Annotated in this window: 18 protein-coding genes; 1 reads left to right on the top strand and 17 read right to left on the bottom strand. The window is 62.0% G+C overall.

What is annotated here, in order from left to right:
- Positions 1-157: 157 nt before the first annotated feature.
- From P3T18_RS26695 to ndk, 16 genes are all read right to left on the bottom strand, one after another.
- Positions 158-748: a phosphoribosyltransferase gene (locus tag P3T18_RS26695; protein ID WP_429302942.1), complete on the bottom strand. Its 591-nt coding sequence runs from the start codon at positions 746-748 to the stop codon at positions 158-160.
- A 3-nt stretch (positions 749-751) separates the two neighbouring features.
- Positions 752-2098 carry an adenylosuccinate synthase gene (locus P3T18_RS26690; RefSeq protein WP_429302941.1) on the bottom strand — a complete coding sequence of 449 codons (1347 nt, stop codon included), beginning with the start codon at positions 2096-2098 and terminating at the stop codon, positions 752-754.
- A gap of 212 nt (positions 2099-2310) precedes the next feature.
- Positions 2311-3462, bottom strand: coding sequence for an ATP phosphoribosyltransferase regulatory subunit (locus tag P3T18_RS26685; RefSeq protein WP_429302940.1), 1152 nt, complete (start codon positions 3460-3462; stop codon positions 2311-2313).
- Positions 3463-3739: 277 nt separating this feature from the next.
- On the bottom strand, positions 3740-3931 hold the full coding sequence (locus tag P3T18_RS26680) for a DUF2065 domain-containing protein (RefSeq protein ID WP_429302939.1): 192 nt from the start codon (positions 3929-3931) through the stop codon (positions 3740-3742).
- A 44-nt stretch (positions 3932-3975) separates the two neighbouring features.
- The gene (hflC, locus tag P3T18_RS26675; RefSeq protein ID WP_429302938.1) at positions 3976-4878 is read right to left on the bottom strand and encodes a protease modulator HflC; all 903 of its coding nucleotides are present in this window, start codon (positions 4876-4878) and stop codon (positions 3976-3978) included.
- A 12-nt stretch (positions 4879-4890) separates the two neighbouring features.
- Entirely contained in the window at positions 4891-6309 is a 1419-nt protein-coding gene (gene hflK, locus P3T18_RS26670) for an FtsH protease activity modulator HflK (RefSeq protein ID WP_429302937.1), read from the bottom strand.
- A 49-nt stretch (positions 6310-6358) separates the two neighbouring features.
- Positions 6359-7546, bottom strand: a complete 1188-nt coding sequence (gene hflX, locus P3T18_RS26665; RefSeq protein ID WP_429302936.1) for a GTPase HflX — start codon at positions 7544-7546, stop codon at positions 6359-6361.
- A gap of 57 nt (positions 7547-7603) precedes the next feature.
- Positions 7604-7840: an RNA chaperone Hfq gene (gene hfq, locus P3T18_RS26660; protein WP_006051315.1), complete on the bottom strand. Its 237-nt coding sequence runs from the start codon at positions 7838-7840 to the stop codon at positions 7604-7606.
- Positions 7841-7982: 142 nt separating this feature from the next.
- Positions 7983-9320 carry a ribosome biogenesis GTPase Der gene (der, locus tag P3T18_RS26655; RefSeq protein WP_429302935.1) on the bottom strand — a complete coding sequence of 446 codons (1338 nt, stop codon included), beginning with the start codon at positions 9318-9320 and terminating at the stop codon, positions 7983-7985.
- 450 nt (positions 9321-9770) lie between these two features.
- Positions 9771-10916, bottom strand: a complete 1146-nt coding sequence (gene bamB, locus P3T18_RS26650) for an outer membrane protein assembly factor BamB (protein WP_429302934.1) — start codon at positions 10914-10916, stop codon at positions 9771-9773.
- A 76-nt stretch (positions 10917-10992) separates the two neighbouring features.
- Positions 10993-11622, bottom strand: a complete 630-nt coding sequence (locus P3T18_RS26645) for a YfgM family protein (RefSeq protein WP_429302933.1) — start codon at positions 11620-11622, stop codon at positions 10993-10995.
- 66 nt (positions 11623-11688) lie between these two features.
- The gene (gene hisS / locus P3T18_RS26640) at positions 11689-13029 is read right to left on the bottom strand and encodes a histidine--tRNA ligase (RefSeq protein WP_429302932.1); all 1341 of its coding nucleotides are present in this window, start codon (positions 13027-13029) and stop codon (positions 11689-11691) included.
- A 20-nt stretch (positions 13030-13049) separates the two neighbouring features.
- Entirely contained in the window at positions 13050-14396 is a 1347-nt protein-coding gene (gene ispG, locus P3T18_RS26635; RefSeq protein WP_429302931.1) for a flavodoxin-dependent (E)-4-hydroxy-3-methylbut-2-enyl-diphosphate synthase, read from the bottom strand.
- 81 nt (positions 14397-14477) lie between these two features.
- Positions 14478-15587 (bottom strand): helix-turn-helix domain-containing protein, encoded by a 1110-nt coding sequence (locus P3T18_RS26630; protein ID WP_429302930.1) that lies wholly within the window; start codon positions 15585-15587, stop codon positions 14478-14480.
- Positions 15588-15803: 216 nt separating this feature from the next.
- Complete coding sequence (gene rlmN / locus P3T18_RS26625) at positions 15804-16955, bottom strand: 23S rRNA (adenine(2503)-C(2))-methyltransferase RlmN (RefSeq protein ID WP_429302929.1); 1152 nt, start codon at positions 16953-16955, stop codon at positions 15804-15806.
- Positions 16956-17128: 173 nt separating this feature from the next.
- Positions 17129-17554 (bottom strand): nucleoside-diphosphate kinase, encoded by a 426-nt coding sequence (gene ndk, locus P3T18_RS26620; protein ID WP_007181343.1) that lies wholly within the window; start codon positions 17552-17554, stop codon positions 17129-17131.
- 275 nt (positions 17555-17829) lie between these two features.
- Between ndk and P3T18_RS26615 the strand changes: the two genes are divergently transcribed.
- Positions 17830-18528: a Bax inhibitor-1/YccA family protein gene (locus P3T18_RS26615; RefSeq protein WP_007181342.1), complete on the top strand. Its 699-nt coding sequence runs from the start codon at positions 17830-17832 to the stop codon at positions 18526-18528.
- Between the two features lie 117 nt (positions 18529-18645).
- Here P3T18_RS26615 and P3T18_RS26610 read toward each other — a convergent pair whose 3' ends face one another.
- Positions 18646-19419: an MBL fold metallo-hydrolase gene (locus P3T18_RS26610; protein WP_429302928.1), complete on the bottom strand. Its 774-nt coding sequence runs from the start codon at positions 19417-19419 to the stop codon at positions 18646-18648.
- Between the last annotated feature and the right edge of the window lie 2 nt (positions 19420-19421).

The raw sequence follows: 19421 nt of genomic DNA, 5'->3' as shown, positions 1-19421 counted from the left end.
GTACGCCGTGTCCCGTCGCGCGGCCGCGTCGCTCAACGTGTGCGCGGTGCATAAAAAAAGGAGCCCGATGGGGCTCCTTCATTGACATGCCTGGCCGGATCAACCATTTGCGAGCGGTCATTGCCGGCCTGCGTCCTGGCAAAAGTGTTCGGCAAAATTACTTTGCCGACGATTCCTGATCTTGCGCCATGCCACGCTTGATCCACGCGCCGAGGTTGTGCGGACGCACCGTGTCCCACTCTTCGAACGGCTGATGAATCCAGGGATTCGTGGGCAAATACTGCACGTGGTAATCGGGCTTCACTTTCGAGCAACCCTTGTACCAGAGCACCGCGGAACGCACCGCCGTGATGGCCGGATAACGCTCCTTCAGATGCTGCTGAACGCGAGCGAGCGTGACGCCGGAATCGACCAGATCGTCGACGAGCAACACGTTGCCCTGCAATTCACCACGCGTCATGGTGATGTATTGCGCGATGTCGAGATCACCCTGCTCCGTGCCGGCCGCCTCGCGGTACGAACTGGTGGCGAGAATCGCCAGCGGCAGATCGTAAATTCGCGAAAGCTGATCGCCCACGCGCAAACCGCCGCGCGCGAGACACAGAATCTTGTCGAACTTCCAGCCCGACTCGTGCACCTGCAACGCCAGCAGTTCGATCAGCCGGTGATATTCGTCCCAGCCGACCCACAGGTTCTTGTCGTCGTTGCGCGGGTCTTTCATCGCAATCATGGGTACACCTTGAACCATGGCTTAAACCTTGAACGGATGACGAAGCAGAATGGTTTCGTCGCGATCCGGACCGGTCGAGACCATGTCGATCGGAATACCCGCGACATCCTGCACGCGCGACAGATACGCACGCGCGGCTTCCGGCAGCTTGTCCCATTCCTTGATGCCAACCGTGCTTTCCTTCCAGCCCGCGAAGGTTTCGTACACGGGTTCGCAGCGCGCGACTTCCGTTGCGCCACGCGGCAGCAGATCGACCGCCTTGCCGTCGACCGTGTAGCCGACGCACAGTTTCACTTCGTCGAGACCGTCGAGCACGTCGAGCTTGGTCATGCACAGACCCGACACGCCGTTGATCTGGATCGAGCGGCGCAGCGCGGCGACGTCGAGCCAGCCGGTGCGGCGCGGACGGCCGGTGACCGAACCGAATTCCTTGCCGACCTTGGCCAGTTCCAGACCGATTGCTTCCTGACGCGCGGCGTTGTCGGCGTCGTACAGTTCGCTCGGGAACGGGCCCGAACCGACGCGCGTGCAATACGCCTTGGTGATGCCGAGAATGTAGTTCAGCTTTTGCGGACCGACACCCGCGCCTGCCGCGGCCGCACCGGCCACGCAGTTGCTCGACGTGACGAACGGATACGTGCCGTGGTCGATGTCGAGCAAGGTGCCTTGCGCGCCTTCGAACAGCAGGTTGTTACCCGCGGCGTTCTCGTCGTACAGACGGCGCGACACGTCGGTCACCATCGGCTTCAGACGGTCGGCGTAGCTCAGCATGGTGTCGAGCGTTTGCTGGAAGTCCACTGCCGCGACGCCGAGGTACTGCGTGAGCACGAAGTTGTGGTAATCGAGGTTTTCGCGCAGACGTTCCGCGAACGTGACCGGATCGAACAGATCCTGCACGCGCAGACCGCGACGCGCTACTTTGTCTTCGTAAGCCGGGCCGATGCCGCGACCGGTCGTGCCGATCTTGCTCGCGCCACGGCGCGCTTCGCGGCCCTGGTCGATGGCAATGTGGTACGGCAGGATCAGGGTGGTGGCTTCGGAAATGAAGAGGCGATTCTGAACGTCGACACCAGCGGCTTCGAGCTCGCCGATTTCCTTGAACAGCGCTTCCGGCGACAACACGACGCCATTGCCGATGTAGCACGCCACGCCGGGATGCATGATGCCCGAGGGAATCAGACGCAAGATGGTTTTCTTGCCGCCGATGATAAGCGTGTGACCGGCATTGTGACCGCCCTGGAAGCGAACGACGCCTTGAGCGTGGTCCGTCAGCCAATCGACGATCTTGCCCTTGCCCTCATCACCCCACTGGGTCCCCACGACGACGACGTTACGCCCGGGGTTCACATTCACTGCGCTGGCAGACATGTTGTTTCGTAAGCTGGTTAAAAACGTATTCTACCTATGTTCGCGGAACCTTCCGAATTTTTCCGTTTCCGCTCAACGGTATGCACGTTATGTTGGGTATATCGAAATAGCGCGGCAGGCTGCCGCGCCGGGTTCGGGCGACGCCCGCGTTGTCTTGCAAAAGGGAACGTGCCGCGCCGAGAAGTCGCACGCGAACGCGCCGTAAAACACCTTCAGGAAAGCGACTCGACGACCCATGCGCCGTTGCGCTCGACCAACACGCGGTCGCAGGCGAATTCGTCGAGATGATGTTCGTGACCCGGCAACGCCTGGATCACGACTTCACCGGCGTCACGCAATGCGGCGACGCTGACGCGCAATGCGTCGTCGTGTTGCCATGGCGCGAGGATCGCACTGCTGCGTGCCTCGACGGGCGAAATGCGCGCCACTTCACGCAGATCGAGCGAGAAACCGGTTGCCGCACGCGCCCGGCCGTAGGCCTGGCCCACGTGGTCGTAACGGCCGCCGCGCGCCACCGCGTTCGGCACGCCGTCGACGTAGGCCGAGAACATCACGCCGCTGTGATACGCGTAGCCGCGCAGATCGGCGAGATCGATCATCACTTCGGCGCCTTCCACCTGATTCGCGAGGAACGCGAGGTCGTCCAGCGCACGCGAAATGGCCGGCACGTCCGGCAAACGCGTGCGCGCTTCCTGCAGCACCGAGGCGTCGCCGTAGAGCGTCGGCAGCGCGCGCAAAGCGTCGCGTGTGGCCGGCGTGAGGCTGGCGGTCAATTCGACGAGACGGGGGACGTCCTTGCCGGCAAGCGCGTCGTAAAGCGACTGGCCCAACTCGGCGGCGGCCGGTTCCGCGTCGATCAGCGCGGCGAGCACGCCCGCATGGCACAGATCCAGACGCACTTTGCCGAGGCCGGCCAGACGCAGCGCGTCGAGCAGCAGCTGCTGGATTTCGAGATCCGCTTCGAGGCCGGCATGACCGTAGATTTCCGCGCCGATCTGGATCTGCTCACGCGTAGCATGCAGGCCGCGCGGACGCGTGTGCGCCACGTTGCCTGCGTAACACAGACGCGTCACGCCCTGACGGTTCAGCAAATGCGCGTCGATACGCGCGACTTGCGGCGTAATGTCGGCGCGCAAACCGAGCGTGCGCCCGGACAGTTGATCGACGAGCTTGAAAGTGCGCAGGTTCAGATCGTGACCGCCGCCGGTGAGCAGCGACTCGATATATTCGAGCAACGGCGGCATCACCATTTCGTAGCCGTACGAACGGAAACGGTCCAGCAGGTGACGACGCAACTCTTCGATCTTGCGGGCTTCCGACGGCAGCACGTCGGCGATATTCTCGGGAAGTAACCAGGTCGACATCGATACAGTCCTACGACGGTGAACACGGCGGCTGATGCGCCGGTAAGTGATAAGTGAATGGCGGCTAGCGGCTCGATTTTGGCGACTGAGGCAGAGACCGCACGGATCGCGCGCGGGTGTCTGTCTATATTTCACGCGCCTTGAGTTGTCGCGCTTTTTCGCGTTCGTTTGCGGTCATTCGCGGTGATCGCGCCACGCACTTCGGGTCGGGCGCAATGCGCGTAATCCACCCTGCTCGCGCGCACGTGCACGCAAGAGGACCGTCACGCCGAACCGCTCAGGTGACGATAAACAGCAGAATCAGGCCGAGCGCCATCACGATCAGTCCGCCGATGCGGATCTGATGCGCCGGGCGTTCCGCTATTTTACGGAACGTATCGCGCCAGGCGCTCGGAAAAACGAAGGGGAACATCCCTTCGATGATCAGCATCAGGGCGATCGCGAGCAGTAACGAACCGGCTATGTCCATGCGAATCAATACGCCGCGATACGAGTGCCGCGGCGTTCCGGGTATCAGTGTTTGCGCGTGGCCGCGGGAGCGTCCGGGGCAACGCCACCGGTCGGGCTACGCATGAAGCGGAAGAAGTCGCTGTTCGAGTCGACGACGATGACGTCGCCCGGCTTGAAGGTCTTCTTGTACGCCTGCATGCTTTCGTAAAACTGGTAGAACTGCGGGTCGGCGGCATAGGCCTCGGCGGAGATTTCCGCTGCCTTGGCGTCGCCCTCGCCCTTGATCGTCTGCGCCTGGCGGTAGCCGTCGGCCAGAATCGCCTGCTGCTGACCCACTGCGTCGGCCTTGATCTGATCGGCCTCGGCTGCGCCCTTGGCACGTTCGTCGGCGGCAGCCTGTGCCCGTGCCGCGATCATGCGCTTGAACACCGAATCGGTCATCGACGCCGGGAAATCGACGCGCGTGAGCTGGATATCGACTACCTGCACGCCGAGCGACGCAGCGGCTTTGTCCATCGCGCCGCGCGCTTCGTCGGCGACGGCTTGCTGTTTGGCCAGCAGATCCGCCAGACTTACCTTGCCGAATGCGTCGCCGAGCGCACTACGCGACAGCAGTGCGAGACGGTCGGGCAGGCTCTGCGTGTCGCCGCGCGTTTGCTCGAGCAGCTTGAGCGGATCCGTAACGCGGTATTTGATGACCGGATTAGCCAGCAGATCGGCTTTGTCGGCGGTGGCGTAACGGTCTTCGTCCGGCGCGTCGAGCGACTGGATGCGGTTATCGACAAGCGTGAGCGTTTGCAGCGGCGGCGGAAGCTTCACGTGCAGGCCGGGGCCGAGCAGCGTAGGTGCCGTGTCGCCGCGCGACGAGAGCACGCCCATATGCCGTTGATCGACGACGAATACCATCGACGAAGCCGCAAACAGCACGATGACGATAGCCACGACGAGCGCAATGATTTTGTTCATGTTGTGCGCTCCTTATTGAACGTCGTCTTCGCGCATACGGCTGCGGAAGGTGTCGCGCGAACGCAAGGCGTCGCTGCTGGCGGCGGCTTGGCTTGCCGGTGTGGCCGAAGCAGCGGCTGCCGGCGCAGCGCTCTGGCTTGCTGCCTGGCTCGTGGCCTGACTCGCGCCCTGCGTGACGCCCTGAGCCGCAGCGCCCGCACCACTCGCGCTTTGCTGCGTGCCCGCCGCAACGCCCGATGCACCGGCGGCCGCATCCGCCACACGCTGGCGAGTCTGATCGACCAGCTTGTCCAGCGGCAGATACACCACGTTGCTGCCGTTCTTGCTGTCCACGAAAACCTTGGTCGAATTCGAATAGATCTGCTGCATGGTTTCCGTGTACATGCGCTCGCGGATTACGGCGGGCGCCTTCGAGTACTGCGCATAGACCTGCTTGAAGCGATCGGCATCGCCTTGCGCCTGAGCGACGGTCTTGTCGCTGTACGTCTTCGCTTCGTCCACCTGACGCGCCACGTCCGCTTGCGCGCGCGGCAGAAGATCGGCTGCGTACGCTTGCGCCTCGCGCTTCGCGCGCTCGTTATCCTGACGAACCTTGGCGGCGTCTTCGAACGCGGCTTGCACCTGATCGGGCACCTGCACGCCCTGAATCGTGACGCCCGTGACCGCGAGGCCGGATTGATATTCGTCCAGGGATTGCTGGATCGACGCAGTCAGCTGCTGACGAATTGTTTCGCGATCCTGATAAAGGACGTCGCTGGTGCTGCGCGAACCGACGATGCTGCGCACCGCCGCCTGCGCGGCCTGCATCACGCTCTGATCGGGATCGACGCTACGGAACAGGTAGTCGGTCGGCTTGCGGATCTGGTATTGCACGGCAAAGCGCACGTCGACGATGTCGGCGTCATGCGTGAGCATGGACGCGTCTTTCACGTTTGCCTGACGCACCACGTTATTGCGGCCGATTTCCACCTGGCGGATCTGGCCGACATTGACGAGTTCATGTGCTTCGAAAGGATACGGCAGACGCCAATGCACACCCTGACCCGCGGTGTAGCGATATTTGCCGAATTGCATGACGACGGCGGTCTGGCCGTCCTGCACCACGAACACACCGCTGCCAAGGTAGATTGCGATCAGCACGCCGATCACGATGCCCACGCCGATGCGCGCACCGCGGCCGTTATCGGGACGACTACCGCCCGCACCGCCGCCCTTGCGCCCGAAAACACGGCTCAGGCGGCGATTGAAATCGCGCCACATCTCGTCGAGATCGGGCGGACCTTCGCCGTCTTTGCCCGCTGGACGCCTGGGTTCGTTGGGCCGTTGCCGGTCGCCATTGCCATTACCGTCGCCCCGCCCCCAGCGCGGATCGTTCAGTGACAGAATGGCGCGCATACGCGACCAGATACTCCGCTCGTTGTAATCGTTCACCTGTGTTCGTTCACCAGAGTAGACAGCGGGTCAGTGCAATTGGAGCGGGTCAGTGCCCGAGTTCTGTGACCTTGTGGTCGTCGCGCGGCGCTGCCGACCGGTCTTCTTCCGGCTGATCGATCAGCATGTCGGGAAGAGGTTCGGCAGAAGCGATTTCAGCGATAGCTGCGCGCAATGTGTCCAGCCCTTGCCCCGTGCGCGCGCTCAAAAAGACGCGCGAAATATTACCATACTCATCCCGCTCAACCGCGTCGCCACGGGCCGCCAGCTCAGGCACCGCGTCGATCTTGTTGAACACCAGCACCTGACGGATGGTGTCCGCGCCGATGGCGTGCAAAACCTCGTTCACCTGATCGATCTGATCGAGTCGCACGGCACTCGACGCATCGACCACGTGCAGCAGCAGATCGGCATGAATGGTTTCTTCGAGCGTGGCGCGAAACGCCGCCACGAGCTGGTGAGGCAATTCACGAATGAAGCCGACCGTGTCCGAGACCACGACCTGGCCAGCTTCGTCACCGAGATAAACGCGGCGTGACGTGGTGTCGAGCGTTGCGAACAGCTGGTCGGCCGCATACGCCTGAGCTTTGGTCAGCGCGTTGAAGAGCGTGGATTTGCCCGCGTTCGTATAGCCGACGAGCGAGACCGACATGGTCTGATTGCGCGAACGCTGACGGCGCTGCGTGCCGTGCTGCCGGCGCAGTTTTTCGAGTCTCGTCTTGAGCGCCTTGATGCGCTCGCCGATCAAACGACGGTCGGTTTCCAGCTGCGTTTCACCGGGGCCGCGCAGGCCGATACCGCCCTTCTGACGTTCGAGGTGGGTCCACGCGCGGATCAGCCGGGTCGACAGATACTGCAACTGCGCGAGCTCCACCTGCAGCTTGCCTTCATGGCTGCGGGCGCGTTGCGCAAAGATGTCGAGGATGAGACTGGTGCGATCGACCACGCGGCGATTAAGCGCCTGCTCCAGATTGCGCTGCTGCGCGGGAGCCAAAGCGTGATTGAAAATGACGAGTTCGATGTCGTTGGCCTCGCACGCGAGGCGCAGCTCTTCGGCCTTGCCGCTGCCGACGAACATCTTCGCGTCGGGGCTGGACCGGCGCCCTGTGAGGGTGACTATCGGATTCGCGCCCGCGCTTTGCGCGAGCAGGCTGAGTTCTTCGAGGCTGGCTTCGAAATCGATCTTACCGAAGTCGATGCCGACAAGCGCTGCATTGATCAAATTGGAGGGTATCAAAATGAGGCGGCCGGGAGTAATCGCCAACGGGCGACGCTACGCCGGCCGCGACGGGGGTTAGGACTGTTCGGAATCCGGGTGGAAATTCACCGGGCGGGCTGGCACGACCGTCGAGATTGCGTGCTTGTAGACCATCTGGGTGACCGTATTCCGGAGCAACACGACGTACTGGTCGAACGATTCGATGTTCCCTTGAAGCTTGATGCCGTTGACCAAGTAGATCGACACCGGCACGTGCTCTTTACGCAGTGCGTTCAAAAACGGGTCTTGTAACAATTGCCCTTTGTTGCTCATAGCAAACTCCGTATTTTTTTGCAGGTTGACTGAATTGACGACGAAGAAAAAGAGATCCGCCGTCAACCGCTACACTATAGCCGATTTTCGTTTTTGCGCGAGGGCATGGCCCGAGCGGCCAAACCCAGCACACACGCGGGTTTCAGCCTTTGTCCGCGTAAGGGTTCGTCGATGATCTGAACTCTATGCGCAATGGAGTCCCGGTCAGCTTGAAAGTTTCCCTGAAGCGATTTTCGAGGTAGCGTTTATACGTTTCTGTGATGGCGTCGAGCGCGTTACCGTGAATCACGATGATTGGCGGATTCTGTCCGCCCTGGTGCGCGTACCGCAATTTCGGACGCACCGGACCACGCCGTCGCGGCTGCTGGAATTCCACCGCGTCGATCAGTGCGCGCGTCAGCTTCGGCGTCGGCAACTTGGCCATGGCCGCGGCGTAGGCGTCGTCCACCGAACGCATGAGCGGGCCAATTCCGGTTTTTTCCGCAGCGGAAATGAAGTGGAACTTGGCGAAGTCCAGAAATTTTAGTTTGCGCTCGAGGTCGGCTTTGGTGCGGTCGCGCACATGCGGATCGAGACCGTCCCATTTGTTCACGCCAACAACTAGCGCGCGGCCCTGCTCCACCACGAAGCCGGCGATGTGCGCGTCCTGCTCCGAGATGTCCTGACGTGCGTCGAGCAGCAGGATCACGACGTTCGCGTCCGAGATCGACTGCAGCGTCTTGACCACCGAGAATTTTTCGATCGCTTCGAACACCTTGCCGCGACGACGCAGGCCCGCGGTGTCGATCAGCGTGTACGGCTTGCCGCCGCGCTCGAAGTCCACGTAGATCGAATCGCGCGTGGTACCCGGCATGTCGAACGCGATCACGCGCTCTTCACCCACCAGCGCGTTGATCAAGGTCGATTTGCCGACGTTCGGCCGCCCGACGATGGCGATCTTCACGCCACGCGCGGCTTTTTCCTCGTCACCCTCTTCCGGCTGGCCGGCATACGCGACGCCCAGCGCCTCGTTGATCATTTCGGTGACGCCATCGCCGTGTGCCGCGGAAATCGCGCGCGGGTCGCCGAGACCGAGTTCGTAGAAATCGGCGGCGACCGTGGTGTACTTCATGCCCTCGGCCTTGTTGACGACGAGGAAAATCGGCCGGCCGGTCTTGCGCAGATAGTCGGCAATCGATTTGTCCTGCGGCGCGAGACCGTTACGACCGTCGACGATAAACACGACGATGTCCGATTCCTCGACCGCCTGGCGCGTCTGGCGCGCCATTTCGTGCAGGATGCCGTCTTTGGCGACCGGTTCGAAACCGCCCGTGTCGACGACCAGATACGGCCGCTCGCCGGTCCGGCCTTCGCCATAGTGGCGATCGCGCGTGAGACCGGGGAGGTCGGCAACCAGCGCATCGCGCGAGCGCGTGAGACGGTTGAATAGCGTGGATTTCCCCACATTGGGGCGCCCAACGAGGGCAATAACGGGTTTCATCAGATGTTGTTCACGGTGAAACGCGGGATCGAAATCGACCGGCCGCGTAGCGACGCCATGCGGCCGCCACACGGCAGCGTTTGACGAAAATTATCACGAATTCGGCCGGCCCCGGATGTGCTGTCAATATGCACGCCCGGGCGGACGGGGGGTTTGGCTGTATGGGCAGCGCCAGCGGGCTGCCAAATTCAGTCTTTCCTGCTCGACGGCTCGCACGCCGGTGGAGGCGTTTCTTTTTTCAGCGACCGCCGAAGATGGCGCCGCAAGCAGCCATCGATGCTCACATGAGCCGTTCCTGATCCGACTTGCCGGACCAGCCAGTCCGGCGAATATATTTCTCTTTGCCTGCTTCTGTTTTACTGCGCTCTACTATGCAATCGACAAAAACGCGCGCGGCCGGCAACGCCGGCCTGCACGCTTCACGGCGCCCGACTGCGCGGCGCCGCGATATTAACGCGGACGGTAACCGTACAGGTCGCCGTCGTGCGTCTGGACGACGAGCGTTTCGCCAGCCAGCACCGGTGCTGAGGTGATCGGGCTGCCGTCCGTCTTGGCGCGTGCGACGAGCGTGCCGTCGTCACGCGACAGGAAGTGCACGTAACCCTGGTAATCGCCCAGCACTGCTGCGTGACCCAGAATGAACGGAACGCCCAGATCGCGATTCTTCAGCTTGTCGTTCTTCCACAGCGGCGCGCCACTGCTGACATCGAACGCCGACACCACCGACCAGTCGTCGGCCGCGACCACGGCGCGCTCGTCCTGCGCCAGACCGCTCGTGCTCGAGAACGCTTTTTCCCACACTGCGCGACCCGAGTTCGCGTCGAAGCAGCCAATCTGGCCTTGGAACGTCACCGCGCAAGTTTCCGAACCCACCAGCGTAGGCGGACCCGTTACGTCGTTGATGCGCTCCACTTCGGTCACGCCTTTCGGATACGAGACCGGCGTCTGCCAGTAGTTGTCACCCGTTTGCAGATTGATCGCCGCGAATGCGCCGCCTGGGAAACCCGCCAGCACGGCTGCGTCGCCGGCGAAAGTCATGCCCGACGAAACGCGCAAATTGAGCGGCACTGCGCGGTTGCGATAGTTCCACTTCTGCTCGCCGGTCTGTGCGTTGAACGCGACGATCTGACCGTCGACGGTTCGCACGACCACGAGGCCGTTGCCGACCAGCGGCGGCGAAATGATTTCGCCCGGCGCTTTGGCCGTCCACAGTTGCTTGCCGTCTGCGCCCAGCACGTAGACATCGCCCTTCAGGCCGCCCACGGCCGTCAACGTACCGTCGCTACCTACGCCGGCCGACAGGTCGTCGTGCAGCTTGACGCGCCAGATGTCCTTGCCGGTTTGTGCGTCGATCTTCGCCACCGAACCATTCGCGCCCGCTGCGTAAACCGCGTCGCCCACGGCGACCGGCGAGAACAGGTAGCGTCCGGACTTGCCCACACTCGTCTTCCACGCCTGCTGCACGTCGAGCACGGGTTTGAACTCGGTGAGCGGCGTCGGCACGCGGCGATCGTCTTTCGTGGATGAGCAAGCCGCCATGGTGAGGACAGTCATCGCACAGGCAACGGGCACAGCGTAACGTTTCAGCAGATTCATCGGTGGACGAAGCATTCAGGAAATTGATTTAAAGGAAAGCGATTGATCGTGGCGTGCGATGCACTGCGTGCAGCGATCAGCCGCCCAGCGCATCCAGCTTGAACTGAATCAACTGGCGAGCCGAGCTATCGTTTTTCGACAGCGAGTCGAGCGCGAGCTTGTAGGCCGTGCGCGCGTCGTCGCGCTTGCCCTGAGCGGCAAGCAGGTCGCCGCGGCCGTTTGCCACGAGGCCTTTGAACGCGTCGGATTGCGGCTCAGCGAGAAGCGCGAGACCCTGGTCGTACGCTTTGTCGTCGAGCAACAGCGAAGCGAGACGCAGCTTGGCGATCTGCTTGAACTCGTCGTCTTTGGCGTGATCGATGGTCCACTGCAACTGCGCTTTGGCGGCGGCTTCATCGCCCGCCGCGTAAAGCGCCTTCGCGGCGCCGAGCGCGGTCATTTGCGCATACGCAGTGCTGCTGAACTTGTCTTCCATGTCGGCAGCGACGCGCGAAATCTTCGCCTTGTCGCCCGATGTCACGGCTTGCTGAACCTGGTCATACAGCACAGCGGCTTCCGCAGCCTGACGGCGTTGCCAGAAATTCCAGCCGTTCCAGCCGGCTGCGGCAACCAGCACCACCAGCACGATCCAGGTGGTTGCATTGCCCCATTGCGTCCACCATGCCTTCAGACTTTCAATCGATTCTTGTTCGTCGTGGTAACTCATTGCCCGGCGATTTCCTCTTTCTTGATACGTGTGCGTGTCGAGCCACAAGGCTCGACGACATCGCGATCAGTCGTCGCCGTCTTCGGCGGTTGCAACCATCGCATTGATTAGAAATTCGGTCAAGTCTTCGGCGGGCACGTTTTGTTGCTCGTTTTTACCACCGTTAGAACTTGTGTCACGCAGCGGTTTGACGCCGACCGTGCCGTTCGCAATCTCGTCTTCGCCGAGCACCACCGCGAACGCTGCGCCGCTGGCATCGGCACGCTTCATCTGTGATTTGAAGCTGGCTGTCTGACCATCTGCGCTGCAATGCAGAATCACATCGAGACCCGTGTCCCGCAGACGTTCGGCGATGATGAAGGCCTGCTCGCGCGCCGCTTCGCCCTGATGGACCACGTACACGTCGCAGCCTTCGTCTTCCGGAACGAGCTGGTCTTCTTTCAACAGCTCGAGAATTCGCTCGACGCCCATTGCCCAGCCACACGCGCCCGTCGGTTTGCCGCCGAGCTGTTCGATCAACGGATCGTAACGACCGCCCGCCGCCACCGTACCTTGCGCGCCGAGCTTGTCCGTCACCCATTCGAACACGGTCAGATTGTAATAATCGAGACCGCGCACGAGACGCGGATTGATCGTGAACGGAATGTTGTTCGCCTTCAGAATGCGCTGCAAGCCTTCGAAATGCGCGCGCGATTCTTCGCCGAGGAAATCGATCAGCTTCGGCGCGTTCTGGGCCACTTCCTGCATTGCCGGATTCTTCGTATCCAGCACACGCAACGGATTCGTGTAGAGACGACGTTTCGCTTCTTCGTCGAGCACGTCCATGTGCTTTTCGAGGTAGGCGATCAATTCGACGCGATGGGCGGCGCGTTCGTGCGCGAGACCCAGCGAGTTGAGTTCGAGCTTGATGCCCATCAAGCCGAGATCGTCCCACAAACGCTGACACATCATGATGATTTCAGCGTCTGCATCCGGACCGGCGAAACCCAGCGCCTCGACGCCGACCTGATGAAACTGACGATAACGACCACGCTGCGGACGCTCGTGACGGAACATCGGACCGATGTACCACAGCCGCTTCGGACCGTCGTACAACATGTTGTGCTCGATCGCCGCGCGCACCACTGCTGCCGTATTTTCCGGGCGCATGGTCAGATTTTCACCGTTCAGCGCGTCGGTAAAGCTGTACATCTCTTTCTCGACGATATCCGTCACCTCGCCGATACCGCGCTTGAACAGCTGCGTGTGCTCGACGATCGGCGTACGAATATTCTGGTATCCGTACGAACGCAGCATCGATTTGACGGTCGTTTCGAAAAATTCCCACAGCCCGGCTTCCTGCGGAAGGATGTCGTTCATGCCCTTCACGCCGGACAACTTCTCGAGCTTTTTCTTCTGTTCAGTCATCTGTCTTCGATTGGCGGTGTTTAGTTGAGTGCTTCCGCGCGGCCCGCGTCGCTGCTTTCGGACTTGCCGCGGCCATAGCTGCGCTCGACGTAGTCACTCACGATTTGCTGGAATTCCTGCGCGATATTTTCGCCGCGCAACGTCTTGACCTTCTCGCCGTCGATGAAAACAGGTGCGGCCGGATTCTCGCCCGAGCCCGGCAAGCTGATGCCGATATTGGCCTGCTTCGATTCGCCCGGACCGTTCACGATGCAGCCCATGACCGCGACGTGCATTTTCTCGACGCCAGGATACTGGTCACGCCACACCGGCATCTGCGTGCGCAGATAAGTCTGGATCTGCGAAGCGAGTTCCTGGAACAGCGTGCTGGTGGTGCGGCCGCACCCCGGGCAGGCAATCACCATCGGCGTGAACGAACGCAGGCCCATGGTCTGGAGGATTTCCTGGCCGACGATCACTTCACCGGTACGCGACGCACCCGGTTCCGGTGTCAGCGAAATGCGGATCGTGTCGCCGATACCCTGCTGCAGCAATACCGACAACGCAGCCGTGGACGCAACGATGCCCTTCGAGCCCATGCCGGCTTCGGTCAGGCCGAGGTGCAGCGCAAATTCGCAACGGCGGGCAAGCTCGCGGTACACCGCGATCAGGTCCTGCACGCCGCTCACCTTGCACGACAAAATGATCTTGTTACGCGCGAGGCCAAGTTCGACCGCGCGCTCCGCCGAGCCGATCGCCGACTGAATCAGCGCTTCGTACATGACGCTCTGCGCTTCCCACGGCGTGGATCGCGCCGCGTTCTCGTCCATCATTTTGGCGAGCAGATCCTGATCGAGACTGCCCCAGTTGACGCCGATTCGCACCGGCTTGTCGTACTTCGCCGCGGCTTCGATCATCTGCGCGAATTGCGTGTCGCGCTTCGCGCCGTGCCCGACGTTGCCCGGGTTGATGCGGTACTTCGACAACGATTCGGCACACGCCGGATAGTCGCGCAGCAGCAGGTGACCGTTGTAGTGAAAGTCGCCGACGAGCGGCACCGACACGCCCATGCGGTCGAGCTGTTCACGCACGGCGGGGACGGCCGCGGCCGCTTCCGGCGTGTTGACCGTGATACGCACCAGTTCCGAGCCGGCCTGAGCCAGTTCCTTGATCTGGATGGCCGTGCCGATCGCGTCGGCCGTATCCGTGTTAGTCATGGACTGAACGCGAACGGGCGCGTCGCCACCGACAGTGACGAGCTGGCCGCCCCAACGGATATCGACGGCATGCGACCTGCGCCGCGCTGCCTGCCCGCCGAACACCGGCTCGTTCGAAACGATCTTGCTACCTGATTGGGATTGAGCTTCGGATTGCATCGAAAAACCCATTTACGCCACGAGCGCTACGCAAAGACGTAGCGCCTGAATTGAAAAAGCGCCGCGGCCGTTCCGGTCGCGACGCACACCATGTCAAGGCAGCGCGAAGCGCGCCACATTACCTTTGGCTGCCGAATATTTCGACGGGTCGACCGGCTGTCCGTCGAGCGTAAGCGACTCGAGACCAGCCTTGTTGCCGACGGTGACCTTGAACGGCGCCGCCCCCGTCACTTCCTTCGTATCGCCTGCATGAACGAGGCCGGAGAACACTTCCTTGCCGTCTTTGCCACGCACGCTGAACCAACTGTCCTGTGTTACCCGCAACGCAACGATCGCCTCACCGGCAGCAGGCGCCGCGGCCGGCGCCGATGCAGGCGTGGTACCGGCCACGACCACTGGCGCAACCGTCGCGGCTTGCGAGGCAGCCTTCGGCGCCGCAGTCATTGCCGTGACGGCCGGCGCGGAACTCGGAGCCGTACCGGTTGCAAGCGGCGCCGGCATCGGCGTTGCCGACGCTGCATTATCTGCTGCAGCCTGCGTGACCGGCGCCGACGCCGCGTCTTCCGAGGCCACATCCGAACCGGCCGACGGAGCCTGCGCCACCGCGCCCGATGCTCCGGTCGAACCACCCGTCGCGCCGCCCGCGCTGGCCTTCAGCCGCGCCAGCCATGCCGACGAATCGCCGCCGTTCGTGTGCCACATACCCAAGGCGATGACCGCGACGATAACCGCCGCGACGCCCCACAGCCACGAGCGGCTCTTCTGACCCGTACCGCCAAGCGACAACGACACCTTGCCGCGCGGCAAGTCCCTGCCGGAAGACGCAGGCATGGAGAGATCCGGTGCCGCAACGCCCTTTTCGCGGCGCAACGCTTCCGTGAAGGGCGCGGGATCGGCGCCGAGCATCTTCGCGTAGCTGCGCACCACGCCCAAAGCGAACGTCGTGTCCGGCAAATGACTGATGTCACCGGATTCGAGCGCACGCAGCTTGGTGGCGGACACTTTCAGACGCGCCGAGACGTCGTCGATCGTCCAGTTTTTCGATTCACGCAATTGGGTCAAGCGCGCGCCCACCGCTGCCAGGGAATCGAAACCCGCCTGACCGGACTGCACGACAGGCTGCACCACCGCCCGCGCGACCGGCGCCGGATGGCCTTCGTTTGTATCTGTTTCGTGCGGCTGCGGGTGCTGCGGCTCACTCATCCCAAATCCTTTCGCGTCGATTCTTTTTCACTTGTGCGACCCGGCCGGGCCAAAGCCGCTCACCCGAATCGCAGACCGTTTATAACAAAATGTGCGGCCTCATGTGCCGCTTCCGATCGCTTCTGCAAACTTTCTTTTCAACCGCATGCGGCCGGAGCGGCTTCGGCGCGGCGATACGAACCGCGTCGAGCATCGAACCTCCGCGGCTTCACGCGATTACACGGCGCGAACCTCAATGACTTTCGCCGCCTTCCCGGTGCGCTCAGCCAGACGGGTGCGGTCTTTCACCGCGCCGGCCAGTTGACCGCAGGCAGCGTCGATATCATCGCCGCGTGTCTTGCGCACCGTGGTGACGACGCCTGCGTCCATCAACACCTGCGCGAACCGCTTGATCTGTTCCGGTTTGGAGCGGAAAAGCCCCGACTCGGGAAACGGATTGAACGGAATAAGGTTGAACTTGCACGGCACGTCGCGCGTGACGGCCAGCAACTCGCGCGCTTGCGCCTCGCTGTCGTTCACGCCGTCGAGCATGCAATATTCGAAGGTAATGAAATCGCGCGGCGCGACCTTCAGATAGCGCTGACAGGCGGCCATCAATTCGCGCAGCGGGTACTTCTTGTTCAACGGCACCAGCATGTCGCGCAGCGGGTCGGTCGGAGCGTGCAGCGAGACTGCGAGTGCCACGGGCAGATCCGCGCCGAGCCGGTCCATCATCGGCACCACGCCCGAGGTGGACAAGGTGACGCGACGGCGCGACAGGCCGTAAGCATTGTCGTCGAGCATCAGACGCATGGCCGGAACCACTGCGTCGTAATTGAGCAGAGGCTCGCCCATGCCCATCATCACGACGTTCGTGACGACGCGCTCGCCTTTGCCGTCACCGCCGGTCGCGCGGCCGCCATCGACGCCGCGCGTCGCGCGCAGCGCAAATTCGGCCATGCGCAGTTGGCCGATGATTTCGCCGGTAGTGAGATTGCGGGAGAAACCCTGCTTGCCGGTCGAACAGAAACGGCAGTTCACCGCGCACCCGGCCTGCGATGACACGCACAGCGTGCCACGCGTTTCTTCGGGAATATAAACGGTCTCGACTGCGTTGCTGTTGCCGACGTCGATCAGCCACTTGCGTGTGCCGTCGGTGGAAATATGGTCGCTGACGATGCCGGGCATGGCGATCGTGGCGCGCCCTTTGAGCTTTTCGCGCAAGGACTTCGCGAGATCGGTCATGCCGTCGAAGTCGGCAGCGTTGTACTGGTGAATCCAGCGCTGCAATTGCTTGGCGCGAAACGGCTTCTCGCCCAGGCTGTCGCAATAGGCGACGAGCCCCTGGGCGTCGAGGTCGAGAAGGTTGACGGTGGAACTGCTCGTCATATCGAATCCTGCCATTTCAGTGCGAGACTACATTCATGCAACAAGCTGCATGAACGCAATGCCGTTCGCGCCCATTCCTGCTGCTTTACCTTACTACTTTGCCGGGCTGTCCGGGCGGATTCGTGCGATCAATCCAACGGCTGCGCACGAATCGCCCGACTGGCGCAAACTGCTTAACGCGAGTAAACGTTGACTTGCGGGAAGAAGAACGCAATTTCAACAGCTGCCGTTTCCGGCGCGTCGGAACCGTGCACCGCGTTAGCGTCGATGCTGTCGGCGAAATCGGCGCGGATCGTGCCCTTTTCTGCCTTCTTCGGGTCCGTTGCACCCATCAGGTCACGGTGCTTCAGGATTGCGTTTTCGCCTTCCAGCGCCTGAACGACCACCGGGCCCGAGATCATGAAGTCGACCAGGTCCTTGAAGAACGGACGTGCAGCGTGAACGGCGTAGAACTTTTCAGCGTCGGCGCGGGACAGGTGGACCATGCGCGAAGCAACGATCTTCAGACCAGCGTTTTCGAAGCGGGTGTAGATCTGACCGATCACGTTCTTCGCCACTGCGTCCGGCTTGATAATCGACAGGGTGCGTTCGATCGCCATAAAAACTCCAAAAAATTAAGAGGTTACAGATTTAAATGAATCCGCTATTGTAGCATGTTCCCGTGTATGATTGCGATTGAACCCTTACAGCATTGAAAGACTCCAAGCAGGAGTTCCTGATTGCTGGTAGCGTAGGTCATGCGGACGTTTCCGAGCATTGAAACTCCCGGCCGCCGCGCCAATCTTAAGGACAGCAGCAACGCGACTGGCGGCGACAATCTCCGGCCGGCGCTGCACAACCACGACGCAACACGCTTCTGACGCAAGGAGAGACCATGAACGATCATCCGTATAGCTTTGGCCGCAATGGCGCGGTCAGCACGGTCGAAACGCGTAACCGCGTGCTACGGAACACCTACTGGCTGCTCGCGCTGTCGATGATCCCGACGGTACTGGGCGCCTGGGTGGGCCTGGCCACGGGGTTCTCGCTGTTTGCCGCCACCAGTCCGGCCATGAGCATGCTGGCGTTCTTCGCGATCGCCTTCGGCTTCATGTTCGCCATCCAGAAAACAAAAGACAGCGCGGCCGGGGTGTTCGTCCTGCTCGGCTTCACGTTCTTCATGGGCCTGATGCTGTCGCGCATCCTGAGCTTCGTGCTCGGTTTTTCGAACGGTCCGTCGCTCATCATGCTCGCCTTCGGTGGCACTGGCGTGATCTTCGCGTCGATGGCAACGATCGCCACCGTCAGCAAGCGCGATTTCTCCGGTCTCGGCAAATGGCTGTTCATGGGCGTGATCGTGCTGCTGCTGGCTTCGGTGGCCAACGTGTTCCTGCACCTGCCGGCGCTCATGCTGACGGTGTCGGTGCTCGCCATCGTAATCTTCTCGGCGTACATGCTGTTCGACGTTCAGCGCGTCGTGAACGGCGGTGAGACGAATTACATCACCGCCACGCTCGCGATTTATCTGGACCTGTACAACGTGTTCGTCAACCTGCTCGCGCTGCTCGGCATCTTCGGCGGCAACCGCAATTAAGCGTTGTCAAAGGCGCGGCAATAAAATTGCTCGCCTGAAAGAAAAAAGCCCGTCACGAAATTCGTGACGGGCTTTTTTTGTGTCGTTCAGAACGCGAACCGCGCCGGCGTCATCGACTTACAAACTCAGCCACGCGAAACCCTCTTCCTGCGACGCCACCACCACCTCGGTCGCGGCCGCGCCCAGCACGCCGGCCATGGCAGCCTGCGCGAGCTCCGGCAAGTTGTTCTGCTGACTCAGGTGCGCTGCCACCAGATGACGCAAACGCGAGCGATCGAGCGAAGCCAGAATCTCCGCCGCCGCGTCGTTGTTCAGATGCCCGTGATTGCCGCCGATACGCGCTTTCAGCGATTGCGGATAGCGGCTGCCCGCGAGCATGCGCACGTCGTGATTGCACTCCAGCACCAGCGCGTCGCAGCCGCTCAGCACAGCGCTGATGTGCGGCGTCGATGTGCCGACGTCGGTCAACACACCCAGGCGGCTCGCGCCGTTGGAGAGCACGTACTGCAACGGCTCGCGTGCGTCGTGGGGAACGGTATAGGGAAGAATGCTGAGGTCGCCGATCGCCACCGCTTCGTCGCCCCACAACACTTGCAGGTCGACGTCGGCTTCGTCGGCGCCGACCGCGCGGGCCGTGCCCCAGCTCATGTACAGCGGAATCGACCATTTGCGCGCCAGGGTCAGCGCGCTGCCGATGTGATCGCTGTGTTCATGCGTAATCAGAATTGCGTCGAGACTGTCGACGCTGGCGCCGAGCCGCGTCAGACGCCGCTCGACTTCCTTCGCGGAAAAACCGCAGTCGAGCAAAACGCGTGTGCTGGTGGTGCCGCTATGCGCCTCCACCAGCAAAGCGTTGCCTTCACTGCCACTACCGAGACTGGCGAAACGCACAG

The sequence above is a fragment of the Paraburkholderia sp. GAS199 genome (assembly GCF_050436585.1).
Taxonomy (GTDB): domain Bacteria; phylum Pseudomonadota; class Gammaproteobacteria; order Burkholderiales; family Burkholderiaceae; genus Paraburkholderia.
Note: the sequence above shows the minus strand (reverse complement) of the source record. Positions and strands in the feature narration are given on the sequence as shown.